The organism is Nocardioides sp. zg-1308, assembly GCF_013155375.1.
GTDB lineage: Bacteria > Actinomycetota > Actinomycetes > Propionibacteriales > Nocardioidaceae > Nocardioides > Nocardioides renjunii.
The window spans coordinates 18,858-35,368 of the sequence record NZ_JABJQY010000002.1; the positions used below are offsets into that span (position 1 = coordinate 18,858).

Sequence of the window (16,511 nt, forward strand, 5' to 3'; positions counted from 1 at the left end):
CGTCCCCTGCTCGGGGGATCAGGCGTCGACCTTCTCCGCCCCGCGGCGCCAGCGGATGCCGGCCTCCATGAAGTCGTCGAGGTCGCCGTCGAAGACCGCGCTGGGGTTGCCGGACTCGTGGCCGGTCCGCAGGTCCTTGACGATCTGGTAGGGGTTGAGGACGTAGTTGCGCATCTGGTCGCCCCAGCTGGCCTGCACGTCGCCCTTGAGGTCCTTCTTGAGCGCGGCCTCCTCGGCCTTCTTCTGCGCGAGCAGCTTGGCCTTGAGGACGACCATCGCGGACGCCTTGTTCTGCAGCTGCGACTTCTCGTTCTGGCAGGACACGACGATGCCGGTCGGGATGTGGGTCAGCCGGACCGCGGAGTCGGTCGTGTTGACCGACTGGCCACCGGGGCCGCCGGAGCGGAAGACGTCGGTGCGGATGTCGTTCTCGTCGACCTCGATCTCGTCGGTCTGCTCGAGCACCGGCACCACCTCGACGGCGGCGAAGGAGGTCTGGCGGCGGCCCTGGTTGTCGAACGGGCTGATCCGCACGAGGCGGTGGGTGCCGGCCTCGACGGAGAGGGTGCCGTAGGCGTAGGGCGCGTGGATGGCGAACTCGGCGGACTTGATGCCCGCCTCCTCGGCGTAGGACACGTCGTAGACCTCGACGCCGTACTTGTGCTGCTCGGCCCAGCGCGTGTACATGCGCATGAGGGTCTCGGCGAAGTCGGCCGCGTCGACGCCGCCGGCGCCGGCGCGGATGGTCACGATCGCCTCGCGCTCGTCGTACTCGCCGGACAGCAGGGTGCGGATCTCGAGGGACTCCACGGCCTTCTTGATGCGGCCGAGCTCGCGCTCGGAGTCGGCGAGCGAGTCGGCGTCGCCCTCCTCCTGGGCCATCTCGACCATCAGGCCGAGGTCCTCGATGCGGGACTCGAGGCCGTCGTAGCGATCGAGCTCGCCCTGGAGCGCGGAGAGGCGGCCCGTGACCCGCGTGGCGTTGGCCTGGTCGTCCCAGAGGTCGGGAGCGGCCACCTGCTCGGCGAGGTCGGCGATCTCGGTGCGCATCCGGGTGACGTCGAGGACGTGACCGATGGTCTTCATGGTCGCCTGGAGCTGCTTGATCTCTGCGTCGTAGTCGATGCCTGCCACAAGAGCCAACACTACGGCCAAACGCCAGCCGGGGCCCGATCGCCGGTCCTCCGCCGGTCCGCGGGGCGCAGCGAGCCGACGGCGTCCCGGAGCGCGGCGCCCAGGGGCCCGGCGAGCGTGCGGGTCCAGGAGACGGAGAGGTGCGACTCGTCGCTGTAGGTCACCGTGCCCGAGACCACCAGCGGGCACCGGCCGTCCGCGCAGCTGAGGCGGTTGACGTCGACGTACGCCGCCCCGTGCGCGGTCGCGGTGGCCGCGGTGAAGGCGTTGGGCTCGGCCGGCCACCCGGTCGCGGACAGGTCGCACGACCCGGCCACCGACCCGGGGGTGGTGAGGCAGGACTCGGGGTCGACCTCGTGCACCGGGATGTCGCCGAGCACCACGACCAGCGCACCGTCGCGGCGCAGCGAGTCGACGAGGTCGCCCACCCCGCGGGCCCACGTCTGCGCGTGGCTGAGCCCGGGCGCCGCCTGCATCCGCCACGACATGACGTCCGAGCTGAGCAGCACCACGTCGGGGTCGAGGTCCCGGATGCGTTGCCGCGACCAGTCGCGCCACGCGTGGCAGGTGTGGAATTCCGCGCCGCCCCCGTCGAGGGTGCGGATCGGGTAGGGCGGGCAGCCGTACTTGACGTGCGGCACGACGCGGAGGCCCTCGGTGCGGCCGAGGCGGTCGATCGCCGGCAGCCACTGCCCGGCGCGCGAGTCGCCGTAGACGGCCACGGTCGTCCGGCCGTCCGGGTCGCCGACCGGGCAGATCCGCGAGCGCTCGACGGCGAGCGGCGAGTTGCACGGGTGGGCCAGGTGCCACGAGTCGTAGGCCAGGCCCGGCAGGTTGCTCATCGGGAAGCGCAGGGCGTCGCCGCGCCGGGCCTCCTCGACCGCGCGCTCGACGAGGTCGTCCACGGACCGCGGCTGCGGCAGCGGCGGCACCCGCCGGCCCCGTGGCCGGCTCGTGGCGGCCACGGGTGCCTCCTCGGCGACCAGCGGGGCCGGTCGCGCCGAGCCGACGCCCATCCGGTCGGCGAGCTCCGCGTCGGCGTGCGCCACGGCGCCCGTGGTGGCGACCAGCACGGACGCCAGGGCCACGGGCCACATGACGAGCGCACGCGGGCCGCGGCCGACGAGCCGGCCGCGGCGGAACGGCTGCTCGACGAAGTGGTACGACGCCAGCGTCAGCGCCGCGGCGACCGCGAGGAGGACGAGCGTGCCGGTCGGGCCCTCGAGCGCGGTGACGTACGCAGCGCCGAGGACGAGCACTGGCCAGTGCCACAGGTAGAGGGAGTAGGACCGGTCACCCAGCCAGGTGAGCGGCCGGGAGGCGAGCAGGGCGCCGGTGGCCCCGGTGGATCCGCCGGTCCCGGCGGCGAGCAGGGCCGCGGTGCCCGCGACGGCGAGCGGGATGCGCCACTCGGTGCCCGGCGCGGCCGCGGTGCCGACCGACACCGCGGCGGCGAGGACCGCGACCAGCCCGACGGCGCCCAGCGCCGTACGCAGGGGTCGGGACAGGCGGACCAGGGCCGGGGCAAGGACCGCGAGCAGTGCGCCGAGCCCGAGCTCCCACGCCCGTGCCGCCGAGGAGAAGTAGGCCTGCTGCGGGTCGGTGGCTCCCAGGTGCGCCCACCAGGCGAGCGACGCGAGGCAGGCGACGGTCAGCAGCGGCGCGACGTGGCGCATCAGGCGGCCGTCGACGAGGACGACCAGGCCGAGGAGCAGCGGCCACACGAGGTAGAACTGCTCCTCGACCGCCAGCGACCAGAAGTGCTGGAACGGCGAGACCGCCCGGTCGTCGTCGAAGTAGTCCTCCCCCGCCCCGGCGAGGTGCACGTTGGCCGCGAAGAACGCCGACCAGCGCGCGTCCTCGCCGACCTCGGCCACCTGCACCGGCGCCAGCCGGACCGCGCACCAGGCGGTCACGACGAGCAGCACCACGGTGGCCGCCGGCAGGATCCGCAGCGCGCGCCGGACGTAGAAGCCGGTGATCGAGATCCGGTCGCGCGCCGCCACCTCGCGCACCAGCAGCGAGGTGATCAGGAAGCCGGAGAGCACGAAGAAGACGTCCACGCCGACGAAGCCACCGGCGAGGAGACGGGCGCCGGCGTGGTCGGCGACGACGAGCAGGACGGCGACCGCGCGCAGGCCCTGCACGTCGGGCCGGTGGTCGATGGCGGGCATGCGGCCACGCTCGTGCCGGGCCGGCGCCCGGGGCATGGGGCGGGAGTCCCGGGGCCCCGGGACAACGCGTCAGTGTCGGCGGCTCAGAACTGCAGGGTGATGCGGCCGTTGCCGCCGCGGCCGACCGTGCCGGTGCCCGAGCCAGCGTTGCCGGCGCTGACGGGACCGGTCACCCCGGAGACCGCAGCGCCCGTCGTCCCGCCGGTGTAGCTCGACCCGGCGCCGCCGGCGCCGCCCGCATCGGCAACGGGCGTCCCCGCGGTCGCACGTGTGCCCCCGGAGCCGCCGCCGGCGTACCCGCCGCCGCCGCCGCCCGCGCCGGCGGTGCCGCGCTGGGCGCCGGAGCCACCGTTGCCGCCACCGTTGGCGCCCGTGCCGCGGTTGCCACCCGCCGCACCAACGGCGCCAGTCGCACCGCCGGTCCCGACAGATCCGGCGGCGCCACCCGTGGTGACACCGGTCGTAGCGCCGACCGCGCCTCCACCGCCGCCCGCGGTGAGGACAGCCGTTCCGGTCACGGTGGCGTCACCGCCGTTGCCAGCCGGGTTCGTCGACGTGCCGCCGACCCCGGGGGTGCCGACCGTCGCGGACGTGTTGACGGCTCCCTTGCCCCCGCCTCCGCCTGCGACGACGACGGGCGCCGTGCCGAGGAGCACGGCACTGCCTCCTCCGCCACCTCCGGCGACGATCGCAGTGCCACGCCCGCCGTTACCTCCGGCGCCGAAGCCCGACCCGCCGACGCCTGCGGTCGCGGCTATGCCGTTGCCCTCGCCGCCGCCCGCGCCGACGATCACGGTGAGCGTCGTGCCACCAGGATTGGACGGGAGGGTGATCGTGCCGGTGACCCGACCACCGGAGCCTCCGGCGACGCCCCCACCGCCGCCACCGCCGCCGACGACCTCGAAGGCGATGCTCGTGTAGCCCGCCGGGATGGTGACCGAGAAGGTGCCAGGCGTGGTGAACGTCTGGGTGAAGCTGGCCGCGAAGGCGGGCGCCGCCGCGGCGACGGAGACGACGGGAACGCTCCAGGCGACGCCGCGCGTGAACGTGCGTCGGGTGAGCTCGCGGCGAGGGCTGTCGCCCGCCTCGTGCTGGTCGTCCATCACGGTCCCCGTTCGTCGATATCTACACGAAGGGTAAAGATATCAACAGTAGATCTACAACACGGGCGCGATCCGGGAGCCTGTATCCCGGATCACGCCCGCGTCGGCATGGGTGTGCGTCAGACCGCGAAGGTCAGCCTGCGCCGGTCAGCCCGCGCAGAGCACCTCCGGCGTCGCCACCGCGGCCACCGCCGCCGGGGCCACGCTGGTGGAGAGGTCGAGCTTGAGCCGGAAGACGTCCTCGATGTCGATCACCTGGTCGGCCACGACCACGCCGACGGACAGCGCATGCGCGGCGAGGACGGCACCGTCGCCGGACACCGTGACGGCACCGCTCGACCCGGTGGCGGAGTCGTCGGTCAGGGCGAAGGTCGCCCGCATCTCGGTGCACTTGCGACCGAGGGTGTACTCGACCGACGACGGGGCGCCGGAGGTGGTGGTCGCCAGGCTGGCGGTGAAGTACTCCGCACCGATGGTGACGCCCCGGGGCGTGATGTTCACCGACGGGCCGGGCGTGCGGAAGCCGAGCTTCTGCCACCGGTAGACCGTGACGTCCAGCGTCTCGCTGAAGCCCTTGGCGAAGCCGTTCGAGGCGGGCTTGAGGACGCGGTACTGCCGGGTGCCGGCCGTCGACGGGTCGTCCTTGAGGACGTAGGTGCCGTTCTGCTTGATCTTCGCGGTGCCGGTGGCCTTCCACGACTTCTTCTTGCCGACCCGCTGCTGGAGCGTGACCTTCTGGCCGGCGGCCTTCGGCGTGACGCGGCCGCGGACCTTGACCACGTCCTCCTTGCCGACGACCTCGGTCTTGTTGACGCTGGCGGTGACCTTGTAGCTCGCGGCCTTGGCCGGGGCGGCCTGCGCCGGCGTGGCCAGGGCCAGCGAGCCGGCGGCGAGAGCCGCAGCCGCGGCCCAGGTGGTGATGCGGTTCATGGGAGTTCCTCCGTGTGCGTGAGGCCCTGAAGGCCTGTTCACCAAGGAGACTCAGCCGGTCACCGAATAGTTGCCGCGGATCCGAGGAGCGCCCCTCCGTGGGGCGGGACGGCGAGGGTGCCGCCGTCCACGGACACCCCGGACGGCGTCTGGAAGAGCACTTCACGCTCACCCACCTCGAGCGTGGCGGGCTCCTCGCCGGCGTTGACCACCACGAGGAGCTCGCCGCGGCGCATCGTGAAGAGCCGGCCCTCCACCGTGCATGAGGTCGAGCCGAACGACGGGTCCGTCAGGTCCGGCAGCGTCCGCCGCAGCCGGGCGAGCTCGCGATAGCAGTCGAGCACCACCGCGTGCCGGCCCGTCGAGCGCTCGTCCCAGTCGAGCTTGGAGCGGGTGAACGTCTCAGGCTCCTGCGGGTCGGGGACGACGGCCGGGTCCCAGCCCATCTTCTCGAACTCGGCGATCCGGCCCGCGGCCGTCGCGCGCCCCAGCTCGGGCTCGGGGTGGGAGGTGAAGAACTGGAAGGGCGACGAGGCGGCCCACTCCTCCCCCATGAAGAGCATCGGCGTGAACGGACCGGCGAGGGTGAGCAGCGCGGCGCAGGCCAGCTGGTCGTCGTCGAGGTGCTCGGCCAGCCGGTCGCCGCGCGCGCGGTTGCCGATCTGGTCGTGGTTCTGGTTGGCGACCACGAGCCGCCAGGTCGGCATGTGGGCGGTGTCGACGGGGCGGCCGTGGTCGCGCTCGCGGAAGGACGACCAGGTGCCGTCGTGGAAGAAGCCCTTCTCGCAGACCTTGGCGAGCGCCTCCAGCGGCTCGAAGTCGGCGTAGTAGCCGGCCGTCTCGCCGCTCAGGGCGACGTGCACGGCGTGGTGGAAGTCGTCGCTCCACTGGGCGTCGAGGCCGTGGCCGCCGCCCTCGCGGGGGGTGACGAGGCGGGTGTCGTTGAGGTCGGACTCCGCGATCAGCGTCAGCGGCCGGCGTACGTGCGCGGACCAGGCCGCGGTCTCGACGGCCATCTCCTCGAGCAGATGGACCTCCGAGGTGTCGCTGAGCGCGTGCACCGCGTCGAGGCGCAGCGCGTCGACGTGGAGCTCCTCGAACCACATCCGCACGTTGTCGAGGATGTAGCGCCGGACCTCGGCCGACCCGTCACCGTCGAGGTTGACCAGGTCGCCCCACGTGTTTCGGCCGTCCTTGAGGTAGGGCCCCAACAGCGGGAGGTAGTTGCCCGAGGGGCCGAGGTGGTTGTGGACCACGTCCTGCACGACGCCGAGCCCGGCGGCGTGGCAGGCGTCGACGAAGCGCCGGTAGGCGTCCGGCCCGCCGTAGCCCTCGTGGACCGCGAACCAGCCGACGCCGTCGTAGCCCCAGTTGTGGGTGCCGTTGAAGGCGTTGACCGGCAGCAGCTCGACGAGGTCGACGCCGATGTCGAGGAGGTGGTCGAGCCGCCCGATGGCCGCGTCGAGCGTCCCCTCGGGGGTGAAGGTGCCGAGGTGGAGCTCGTAGACCACGGAGCCGGCGAGCTGCCGACCGGTCCAGTCGCCGTCGCCCCACTCGTACGTCGACGCGTCCCGCCGCGACAGCCCGTGCACGCCGTCGGGCTGGCGCCGCGAGCGCGGGTCGGGCCGCGGGTCCGGGTCGTCGTCGAGGAGGTAGCCGTAGTCGACGCGGTCGGTCGACGGCACCGGCTCGGCCGGCGTCCACCAGCCGTCGTCGCCGCGCACCATGTCGACGACCTCGCCCGCCAGGCTCAGCCGCACCCGTTCGGGCCGCGGTGCCCACACGTCGAAGGGTCCCCGGGAGATCGACGTGCTCATGTCAGTCCTTCCTCACCAGCAGTGCGACGGGGTGGACGGCCAGCAGGCCGTCGAGCCGTCCGTCGGTGTCGAGCCTGGTCAGCACGTCGTGCCACCGGCCCTCGGGCAGGTCCAGCACCGTGCCGCCCCAGCCGCCCGCGGCCGCCAGCCCGACCGGGAGCCGGGTGACGACGGTGATCGCACCGCCACGGTCGTAGGCCAGCACGTGTCCCGCCCCGTCGCCCGCGGCGGTCACCGGCGTGTAGCCGGTGAACAGCTCGGGTCGCTCGCGCCGCAGCGTCAGCGCGGAGCAGGTGACGTGCAGCTTGGCGGCGGCGTCGTCCTCGGCGGTGCCGGCCAGCACCTCGGCGCGGTGCTCGAAGTCGACCGGCCGGCGGTTGTCGGGGTCGACCAGCGACGTCTCCCACAGCTCGCTGCCCTGGTAGACGTCGGGCACGCCCGGGATCGTCAGGGCGAGCAGCTTGGCCGCCAGCGAGTTGGCCTGGGCCGGCTCGTCGATGCGGGCGGCGAGGCCGACCAGCACCTCGCGCACCTCGTCGGAGGTGAAGACCGCGTCGACCGCGGCGTGCACCGCGGCCTCGTACGCCTCGTCGGGCTCGGTCCACGTGGTGCGGTCGCCGGCCTCGCGCATCGCCTTCTCGGCGTAGCCGTGCAGCCGTTCGGGCAGGTCGGGCAGGTGGTCCGGCGTCCACGCGCCGAGCACGGCCTGCCACAGCAGCGAGCCGAACGCGGGGTCGGGCACGGGCACGAGCCGCAGCAGCTCGTCGAGCGCCCGCTCCCAGTGGCCCGGCTCCTCGGCCAGCACGGTGATCCGGGCGCGGACGTCCTCGCCGCGCTTGGTGTCGTGGGTCGACAGCGTCACCATGGCGTGCGGCCAGTCGCGCTGGCGCACGGCCATGGCGTCGTGGAACGTGTCGACGCCGACGGAGAAGATCGACGGGTCGCCGCCGACCTCGTTGAGCGACGTGAGCCGCGACCACCGGTAGAACGAGCAGTCCTCGACGCCCTTGGCCATCACCATGCCGGACGTCTGCTGGAAGCGCCGCGCGGGCTGGCTCCACTCGTCGTGCAGCACCGGCTCGAGGACGTCGTACGTCTCGGCGAGCTCAGGCCGCTCCTCGCGCGCCATGGCGAAGGCCTGGTCGAGGTGGTCGCGGCCCTCGGGGAGGTAGGAGCGGTAGACCGGGAAGCAGGCCAACAGCTCGCCGATCGCGTCGGCGACCGCGTCGTCGTCGGCCTTCTCGCCCTTGGTCTCCAGCACGCGGGCGACCTCGCGGGTGATCCGCAGGACCTCCGAGTGCAGGATCCCGTCGGCGACGGCGCGCTTGTTGTCGTGGACCATCGCGTGCCAGTCCACCGTGGTGCCACGCAGGCGGTCCTCGAGCACGGTCAGCGGCGCCTCGCCGGCGGGGTCGGTGAGCACCCGGTCGATGAAGGCGAGGGCGTCGTAGCCGGTGGTGCCGGCGGTGGCCCAGTCCTGCGGGAGCTCCTCCCCCGGCTCGAGGATCTTCTCGACCAGGACGTAGGCGCCGCCGGTGAGGGCGGCGAGGTCGTCGAGGTAGCGCTTGGGGTCGCGCAGGCCGTCGGGGTGGTCGACGCGCAGGCCGTCGACGAGGCCCTCGTCGAACCAGCGCTTCACCTCGACGTGGGTCTCGGCGAACACCTCCGGGTCCTCGACCCGCACCGCGGCGAGGGTGTTGACCGCGAAGAAGCGGCGGTAGTTGAGGTCCTCGTCGGCCGCACGCCAGTTGACCAGCTCGTAGTGCTGCTCCTCCAGCGTGGTCGTGCCGGGAGCCATCGGGAAGCGCTGGTCGTGGTAGCGGACCTCGCCTTCCCCCGTGTCCGACGCAGCGATGGTGATCGAGCCCTCGTCGTCGTCACCGATGACCGGGATCACGATGCGGCCGTCGCCGGCCGCCCAGTCGACGTCGAACGCGCTCGCGTGCTCGGACCCGCGGCCCAGCCGCAGCACGTCCCACCACCACGGGTCCTCCGACGGCGTCGCGACGCCGACGTGGTTGGGCACGATGTCGACGAGCACCCCCATGCCGAGGCGGCGCGCCTCGGCGGACAGCGCCGCCAGTCCCTCCTCGCCACCGCGCTCGGGGTCGACGTGGTCGAAGGCGACCACGTCGTAGCCGTGGGTGCTGCCGGGCTCCGAGGCCAGCAGCGGCGACAGGTAGACCCAGTCGACGCCGAGGTCGCGGAGGTAGGGCAGGACCCGTGCGCCGTCGTGGAGGGTGAAGTCCGGACTGACCTGCAACCGGTACGTGCTGTGGGGGGTCCGCGTCACGGGGCGTCCGTACCCGACCGGGCGGCCAGGGATGCGGCCACCGAGTGGTCCGGCGCCGACTCCGGCTCCGCGTGCTCACGCAGCACCACGAGGCTGTGGGTCTCGAGGCTGAGCGTGGCGCCCGCCTCGAAGGTCGGGTCGGCGTCGGGTTCCCCGCCGGTGTCGATGACGACGTCCCACGCGGCGGCGTACTCCTCCGTCGGCAGGGTCACGTCCTTGGGCCCGTCGGCGTTGAAGTAGACGAGGAAGTGGTCGTCGGTGATCGTGGCGCCGCGGGCGTTCTTGCCGGCGATGCCGTTGCCGTTGAGGTACATCCCGATCGCCTTGCCGCCCTCCCAGTCGGCGTCCTCCATCGGCTCGCCGTCGAGGTCGAGCCACACGATGTCGTTGAGGCGCTCGCCGTCGCCGGTACGCACCGTGTTGCCGGTGAAGAACCGCTTGCGGCGGAACGTCGGGTGATCGGCGCGCAGCTTGGCCACCGCGGCGGTGAACTCGATGAGCGGGTTGTCCGCGCGGCTCCAGTCGACCCAGCTGATCTCGCTGTCCTGGGCGTAGGTGTTGTTGTTGCCGTCCTGCGTGCGGCTCAGCTCGTCACCGTGCAGGAGCATGGGCACGCCCTGGCTCAGCAGCAGCGTCGCGATGAAGTTGCGCTGCTCGCGGGCCCGCGCGCCGAGGATCTCGGGGTCGTCGGTCGGCCCCTCGACACCGTGGTTCCACGAGCGGTTGTGGCTCTCGCCGTCGTTGTTGTCCTCGCCGTTGGCCTCGTTGTGCTTCTCGTTGTAGGACACGAGGTCGCGCAGGGTGAAGCCGTCGTGGGCGGTGACGAAGTTGATGCTCGCGAACGGCCGGCGCCCGGAGTGCTCGTAGAGGTCGGAGGAGCCGGACAGCCGCGACGCGAAGTCGCCCAGCGACGGCTCGCCGCGCCAGAAGTCGCGCACGGTGTCGCGGTAGGCGCCGTTCCACTCGGTCCACTGCGGCGGGAAGCCGCCGACCTGGTAGCCGCCGGGGCCGATGTCCCACGGCTCGGCGATGAGCTTCACCTGGCTGACCACCGGGTCCTGCTGCACCATCTCGAAGAAGGTGGAGAGCTTGTCGACGTCGTAGAACTCGCGCGCCAGGCTCGCGGCCAGGTCGAAGCGGAAGCCGTCGACGTGCATCTCGGTCACCCAGTAGCGCAGCGAGTCCATGATCAGCTGCACCGAGTGCGGGTGGCGCACGTTGAGGGTGTTGCCGGTGCCGGTGTAGTCCATGTAGTAGCGCTGGTCGTCCTCGACGAGCCGGTAGTAGGCCGGGTTGTCGATGCCCTTGAAGCTCAGCGTCGGCCCGAGGTGGTTGCCCTCGGCGGTGTGGTTGTAGACGACGTCGAGGATGACCTCGATGCCGGCGACGTGCATCGCCTTCACCATCGCCTTGAACTCCTGCACCTGCTGGCCCTGCTGGCTCGAGGCGTAGTCGGCGTGCGGCGCGAAGAAGCCGAGGGTGTTGTAGCCCCAGTAGTTGCGCAGCCCCTTCTCGAGCAGCGTCGAGTCCTGGACGAACTGGTGCACCGGCATCAGCTCGATGGCGGTGACGCCGAGCTTCTGCAGGTGGGCGGTGATCGAGGGGTGCGCCAGGCCGGCGTACGTCCCGCGCTGCTCCTCGGGGACGTCGGGGTGCTGCTGGGTGAGGCCCTTGACGTGCGCCTCGTAGATGAACGACTCGTTGTAGGGGATGGAGAGGCGGCGGTCCCCCTCCCAGTCGAAGAACGGGTTGATGACCACGCCGTGGGTCATGTGCCCGGCGGAGTCGTCGTCGTTGCGCGAGTCCTCGTCGCCGAAGTTGTAGGCGAAGAGCGACTGGTCCCAGTCGATGTCGCCGGCGGTCGCCTTGGCGTAGGGGTCGAGCAGCAGCTTGCTGGGGTTGCAGCGCAGGCCCTGGCTCGGGTCCCACGGGCCGTGCACCCGGTAGCCGTAGCGCTGCCCGGGCTGGATGGTCGGGATGTAGCAGTGCCACACGTGCGCGTCGACCTCGCGGACCTCGAGGCGGGTCTCGCGGAAGCCGCCGGGGGCCTCCGGGTCGGGGTCGAAGAGGCACAGCTCGACGCGCTCGGCGGCCTCGCTGAAGAGGGCGAAGTTGGTGCCGGTGCCGTCGAAGGTGGCACCGAGGGGGTAGGCGGTGCCGGGCCAGGTCTCGATCATGCCTTGACGCTACCGGCGATCGGCCCTGAGCCCTCTTCGCGGATCATCCAGCGGGGTGGGGCGGTGGCGACCGTCACTCGCTCTTCAGGCGGGCTGCGCCTCCCCTGCGTCATAGGAACCGGGACGTGTGCGTACGCCTTCGCACGACGCTGCGGACAGGAGCTGAGGGAGCCGACCGCGGTTCAGTCGCCGGCGACGACGGTGACCGCTGCGGTCGAGCTGGCGCCGACCATCGGCCGGCTCGGCGAGCCCGGGATGGTCAGCGGCAGGTCCAACGGAGCCCGCAGCCGCACGGTGACCGACCGCCCGACCGGGTCCACCCGGACGGCCACGTCGATGCCGGGGTACGACGCTCCGGCGCCGGCCCTCGCGAGGTACTCGCGCACGGCGGCCCGGACCGCTTCCTCCTGCTGGAGCAGCCGCTGGTCGTCGAGGCCCTGCTCGTAGATCCCGGCCGAGCCGAGGTCGGCACCGTAGAGCGCGGCGCCGTCGGCCAGGTTGTCGAGCCCCTGCCGCTGGAGGTAGGCGGCGGAGGCGTCGATGACCATGACGATCGCCATCAGCAGGATGCTGGCGAAGCCGATGATGAGCAGCGTGACCTGGCCGCGGTCGTCGCGCTCCCGTGACGCCGGTCGGCGGCTCACGGGTCGGTCTCCTCGTCGCTGTCCTCGCCGGCACTCTCGACGTACTGACCGATCGGCACGGTGTGGGTCGCGTCGAGCGAGAAGCTCGCCCGCCCGCCGCCGATGATGGCCGGGAAGAACGGCAGCTCGACCCCGGAGTCGACCCGCACGGTGATGACGGACGTCCCGGTGTGGCAGCTCCCGGCCGGCGACTCGCAGGTCACCGAGACCCGTGCCCGCTGGTTCGGAGTGCCCTGGTCGGCGAGCACCTGGCGTACGACGGCCTGGGCGCGGGCCTCGCCGGTGGCGTCGTCGGGCGCCAGGGCGTACGCGCGCCCGGCCGCCCGCGCTGCGGCGCTGGTCGCGAAGGCGCCCTGCTGCACCTCGAACACCGAGATCACGACCCACACCAGCGGCACCAGCAGGATGATCGCCAGCCAGGTCAGCTCGACGAGGGCAGAGCCGGACTCGTCGCGGCGCCGCGTCGTCACCGCTGCACCGCGCCCTGCTCGGCGATCGCATGGCCGGACACCCGGACGTGGATGGTGGTGCCGCCGATGCCGAGCAGGCTGACGTCGGCCCCGACCACGGTCTCGTAGCCGGGCGCACCTCCGACCAGCGCCGGGCGTACGGTCACCGACCGCACGAAGTCCTGCGAGAGGGCGCCGTCGACCAGCTCCTGCACCTTGGCCCGGCCGGCCGGTGCGGACGACCCCGCGACGGCGGCGTGCCGGGCACCCTCGGCCGCGGCCGAGGCGAGGGTGTTGCGCACGTGCAGCACGAGGGCCAGCTGCAGGATGCCGAGCACCAGCGGCAGCAGGACCAGCAGGACGAGGACGACGTCGACGACCGCCGCTCCCTTCTCGCCGCGACGGCTGGGACGCAGCACGCTGCGACCTAGCCGCTCACCATCGAGAACGCGCGGGACAGGAGGGACCGCAGCTCGTCGCTGACGAAGGGGGTGAGGGCGGCGACGACGATCGCGGTCATCAGCGTGACCATCACCCAGCCGGGCACGTCGCCGCGCTCGTCCTTCTGCCGGGGCGCTCGCGCTCCGGGCTCGACGAGCATCGCCAGGTGGAACAGCAGTCCCGAGATCGACTGGTGCATGAAGGTGTCCTTTCGGTGGGTGCGCCCGGGTGGTCGCAGGTCAAGGGGTGGTCAGGCGCAGGCCCAGCACGCCGGGGTAGAAGGCGAACAGGATCGTCACCGGCAGCACGAAGAACACGACCGGCGCCATCATCGCGATCTCCTTGCGGGCCGCGGTCTCGATGAGCAGCCGGCGACCGGCCTCGCGGACGTCGGCCGCCTGCGCGTGCAGGACGTCGGCGAGCGGCGTGCCGCGCTCCATGGCGACGGTGATCCCGGTCGCGAAGCGAGCGACGATCGGCAGCCCGGTCGCTCGAGCCAGGGACTCGAACGCCGCGCCGACCGGCTCGCCGGTGCGGATCCGCGCGAGCACCTGCGCGAGGTCCTCGGAGAGGGCGCCGTGACTGCGGCGCACGACCCGGTCGAGGGCGGCGACCGGGCTCTCCCCCGCCGCGACGGACAGGGCGAGCAGCTCGGCGACGGTCGGGAACTCGGTGAGGACCTGTCGCTCGCGGTTGCGCACCTGGGTGCTGAGCCGGTTGTCGCGGAGGAAGACGCCGCCGACGAAGCCGAGGACGCAGAACACGACCGCCGACCCGACGCCGCCGACTCCGCCGAGCGCCCGGACGAGGGTCACGGCTGCCGTCACCGCGAAGCCGACGAGGCCCCACACGACCTGCTCGATCCGGAAGTCCTGCACGGTGCGGTCGAGCCCGGCGCGCTGGAGCCGGCGTCGTACGGAGCCACTGCCGCCGAGGACGCGCTCGACCACCTCGGCCGCCGACCTCAGGACCGGGCCGAAGATCCCGGCCGCCGCGGACGTCGGGGACGTCGACGTCGTCCGCAGGGCCGGGCCCTGGTCGCGGAGCGGCAGGTCGCGGAGGTAGGGCAGCACCCGCACCGACAGCTGCGGACGCCGCAGGACGTCGATGCGCATCCCGACGAGCAGCAGTCCTGCGCCGGCCAGGCCGCCGAGCAGCCCGCCCCACACGGCGGCACTCACGACAGGATCCGCTTCTCGACGGGCAACCGGCCGATCCGCATCATCGCGGCGTAGGCGAGGACGCAGACGCCGAAGCCGATGCCCAGCACGAGGATGCCGCCGGGCGAGGCGTAGTGGCGGATCGCCGTCGTCTGGAACGACATCAGCAGCAGCACGATCCACGGCGCCGAGACGGCGAGGCGCGCCCCGTTGACGGTCCAGGCCTGCCGCGACTCGAGCTCAGAGCGGGTGCGGGCGTCGTCGCGCAGGAAGCCCGACAGGTTGCGCAGCAGGCGGCCGAGGTCGCCGCCGCCCACCTCCCTCGCGAGGCGGAGCCCCTCGATGACGCGGTCGCCGACCGGGTCGGCCAGTCGCTCCTTTAGCCGGTCGAGGCACTCGCCGAACCGGCCGGTGACCTGGTAGTCGAGCGCGAACTGGGCGAAGTCGGCGCGCAGCGCCTCGGGGCCGTTGGTGCCGAGCGCGGCGACGGCGTCGGGCAGCGACAGGCCCGCGCGGACAGCGCTGGCGAGGTTGTCGACCGCCTCGGGCCACACCTCGGCGAAGTCGCGCAGCCGTCGAACGGCCCGCTGCCGCAGCACGGCGATCGGGACGTAGGCGGCCATCGCGGCGAACACGACGGCGACGGGAACCGTCCGGGACACCGCCTGCACGACGGCGAACGCCACGGCGAAGAGGACGACGCACAGGGACACCACGCTGGCCGGCGTCACGTCGGACAGCCCGGCACGCCCGAGCAGGCGCTCGAGCGCCGTGGCCGAACGCGCCGAGGTCCGGGGCGTGCGGGGCAGGGCGAAGGCCGACCAGATGAGCAGCAGGCCGACGCCGACGCCGAGCCCGACCAGCGCGCCCATCAGCCGACCCCGGCGGTGTCGGCGAGGACCTCGTGGACGTCGATGCCGACCCGTTCGTAGCGGTCGACCCGCGCGGGCACTCCTCCGGTGCGGCGCAGCTCCACTCCGTGGCGCACGAAGATCGGCTCGACCTCGATGACGTCGGCCTCGACCCGGCCGGGCACCGAGACGATCTCGTTGACGCGGCGTACGCCGTCGGCGCCGACGCCGAGGTGCACCACCAGGTCGACCGAGCTGGCGACCGTCGGCACGACGAAGCGTGCCGAGATGTTGTCGCCCGCGAGCAGCGGCAGGGTGCACATCTTCATCAGCGCCTCGCGCGCGCTGTTGGCGTGGAGCGTGCACATGCCGGGCAGCCCGGAGTTGAGCGCGAGCAGCAGGTCGAGGCACTCCTCCGCCCGGACCTCGCCGACGATGATGCGGCTCGGCCGCATGCGCAGCGCCTCCTTGACGAGGTCGCGCAGCACGATCTCGCCGGTCTGCTCGAGGCCGGCCTGCCGGGTCTGCATGGCGACCCAGTCGGGGTGGCTGAACCTCAGCTCGAAGACCTCCTCCGCGCTCACCACGCGCTCGCCGCCGGGCACCGCGGCGGCCAGGCAGTTGAGCATCGTGGTCTTTCCGGCCTGGGTGCCCCCGGCGACGAGGACGTTCATCCCCGCCCGCACGGAGGCCTCGAGGAACCGGGCCGCCTGGGGCGTCAGGCTGCCGAGCGCCACGAGGTCGGCGAGGCGGTGGGCGCGGAGCAGGAACTTGCGGATGTTGACCGCGGTGAAGCCGCGCGTGATGCCCTCGAGCACCACGTGGAGGCGGTGGCCCTCGGGGAGCATCGCGTCGACGAACGGGGTGCTGATGTCGAGGCGGCGTCCGCTCGACTTGAGCATCCGCTCGACGAGCTCGTTGACCTGCGCCGCGTCGAGGCGCAGATTGGTCAGCTCGTGGCGACCGCGACGGGCGATGAAGACCCGGCTGGGGTCGTTGATCCACACCTCCTCGACCTCGGGATCGTCGAGGAACGGCTGGAGGGGGCCGAACCCCGAGACGCGAGCCACCAGCTCACCCACCATGGCGCCGTCGTCGGCGATCGGTGCGACGACCCCGGTCAGGCTGAGGTCGTCGTGGGCGCGGACCACGTCCTCCGCGATGCGTCGCACCAGCGTCGCCTCGCGCTGCGGGTCGACACCCTCGCGCCGGACCCGCTCACGGACCTGTCCGTCGAGCCGCTCGACCAGGTCGGCGTGCGCAGGCGGACGCCCACGGTCCGCTGTCGGACGGTCGACTGCCAGACGGTCCACTGCCATGAGTGCCCTGCTTCCCGAG

The 16,511-nt window shown here is 72.8% G+C and carries 14 protein-coding genes; all 14 read right to left on the bottom strand.

The window, feature by feature from the left end; translation table 11 throughout:
- Nucleotides 1-18: 18 nt before the first annotated feature.
- Nucleotides 19-1,134: a peptide chain release factor 2 gene (gene prfB, locus HN031_RS01800; RefSeq protein ID WP_172265569.1), complete on the bottom strand. Its 1,116-nt coding sequence runs from the start codon at nt 1,132-1,134 to the stop codon at nt 19-21.
- A gap of 11 nt (nt 1,135-1,145) precedes the next feature.
- Nucleotides 1,146-3,308: an acyltransferase family protein gene (locus HN031_RS01805; protein ID WP_172265572.1), complete on the bottom strand. Its 2,163-nt coding sequence runs from the start codon at nt 3,306-3,308 to the stop codon at nt 1,146-1,148.
- Nucleotides 3,309-3,391: 83 nt separating this feature from the next.
- Nucleotides 3,392-4,411: a hypothetical protein gene (locus HN031_RS01810; protein WP_172265575.1), complete on the bottom strand. Its 1,020-nt coding sequence runs from the start codon at nt 4,409-4,411 to the stop codon at nt 3,392-3,394.
- A gap of 147 nt (nt 4,412-4,558) precedes the next feature.
- The gene (locus HN031_RS01815; RefSeq protein WP_172265578.1) at nt 4,559-5,341 is read right to left on the bottom strand and encodes a hypothetical protein; all 783 of its coding nucleotides are present in this window, start codon (nt 5,339-5,341) and stop codon (nt 4,559-4,561) included.
- A gap of 59 nt (nt 5,342-5,400) precedes the next feature.
- On the bottom strand, nt 5,401-7,158 hold the full coding sequence (treZ, locus tag HN031_RS01820; RefSeq protein WP_172265581.1) for a malto-oligosyltrehalose trehalohydrolase: 1,758 nt from the start codon (nt 7,156-7,158) through the stop codon (nt 5,401-5,403).
- A gap of 1 nt (nt 7,159) precedes the next feature.
- Entirely contained in the window at nt 7,160-9,451 is a 2,292-nt protein-coding gene (gene treY / locus HN031_RS01825) for a malto-oligosyltrehalose synthase (protein ID WP_172265583.1), read from the bottom strand.
- A complete protein-coding gene (glgX, locus tag HN031_RS01830) occupies nt 9,448-11,625 on the bottom strand; it encodes a glycogen debranching protein GlgX (protein WP_172271115.1) in 2,178 nt (725 codons plus the stop codon). Before glgX ends, treY begins: the two co-directional genes overlap by 4 nt.
- Before the next feature lie 185 nt (nt 11,626-11,810).
- Nucleotides 11,811-12,272: a Tad domain-containing protein gene (locus HN031_RS01835; RefSeq protein WP_322422879.1), complete on the bottom strand. Its 462-nt coding sequence runs from the start codon at nt 12,270-12,272 to the stop codon at nt 11,811-11,813.
- Nucleotides 12,269-12,742 (bottom strand): hypothetical protein, encoded by a 474-nt coding sequence (locus HN031_RS01840; protein ID WP_172265585.1) that lies wholly within the window; start codon nt 12,740-12,742, stop codon nt 12,269-12,271. Before HN031_RS01840 ends, HN031_RS01835 begins: the two co-directional genes overlap by 4 nt.
- Entirely contained in the window at nt 12,739-13,140 is a 402-nt protein-coding gene (locus HN031_RS01845; RefSeq protein ID WP_367650621.1) for a TadE/TadG family type IV pilus assembly protein, read from the bottom strand. Before HN031_RS01845 ends, HN031_RS01840 begins: the two co-directional genes overlap by 4 nt.
- An 8-nt stretch (nt 13,141-13,148) precedes the next feature.
- Nucleotides 13,149-13,361: a hypothetical protein gene (locus HN031_RS01850; RefSeq protein ID WP_172265497.1), complete on the bottom strand. Its 213-nt coding sequence runs from the start codon at nt 13,359-13,361 to the stop codon at nt 13,149-13,151.
- A 40-nt stretch (nt 13,362-13,401) separates the two neighbouring features.
- Nucleotides 13,402-14,343, bottom strand: a complete 942-nt coding sequence (locus tag HN031_RS01855) for a type II secretion system F family protein (protein WP_172265587.1) — start codon at nt 14,341-14,343, stop codon at nt 13,402-13,404.
- A complete protein-coding gene (locus tag HN031_RS01860; protein WP_172265590.1) occupies nt 14,340-15,194 on the bottom strand; it encodes a type II secretion system F family protein in 855 nt (284 codons plus the stop codon). Before HN031_RS01860 ends, HN031_RS01855 begins: the two co-directional genes overlap by 4 nt.
- Nucleotides 15,194-16,492, bottom strand: coding sequence for a CpaF family protein (locus HN031_RS01865; RefSeq protein ID WP_172265592.1), 1,299 nt, complete (start codon nt 16,490-16,492; stop codon nt 15,194-15,196). Before HN031_RS01865 ends, HN031_RS01860 begins: the two co-directional genes overlap by 1 nt.
- Between the last annotated feature and the right edge of the window lie 19 nt (nt 16,493-16,511).

What these genes read in the sequence shown, in the direction of transcription:
- HN031_RS01850 (WP_172265497.1), bottom strand. Translation starts at nt 13,361, where the DNA reads ATGCACCAGTCGATCTCGGGACTGCTGTTCCACCTGGCGATGCTCGTC.
- HN031_RS01815 (WP_172265578.1), bottom strand. Translation starts at nt 5,341, where the DNA reads ATGAACCGCATCACCACCTGGGCCGCGGCTGCGGCTCTCGCCGCCGGC.
- HN031_RS01865 (WP_172265592.1), bottom strand. Translation starts at nt 16,492, where the DNA reads ATGGCAGTGGACCGTCTGGCAGTCGACCGTCCGACAGCGGACCGTGGG.
- HN031_RS01805 (WP_172265572.1), bottom strand. Translation starts at nt 3,308, where the DNA reads ATGCCCGCCATCGACCACCGGCCCGACGTGCAGGGCCTGCGCGCGGTC.
- HN031_RS01860 (WP_172265590.1), bottom strand. Translation starts at nt 15,194, where the DNA reads ATGGGCGCGCTGGTCGGGCTCGGCGTCGGCGTCGGCCTGCTGCTCATC.
- treZ (WP_172265581.1), bottom strand. Translation starts at nt 7,158, where the DNA reads ATGAGCACGTCGATCTCCCGGGGACCCTTCGACGTGTGGGCACCGCGG.
- HN031_RS01810 (WP_172265575.1), bottom strand. Translation starts at nt 4,411, where the DNA reads ATGGACGACCAGCACGAGGCGGGCGACAGCCCTCGCCGCGAGCTCACC.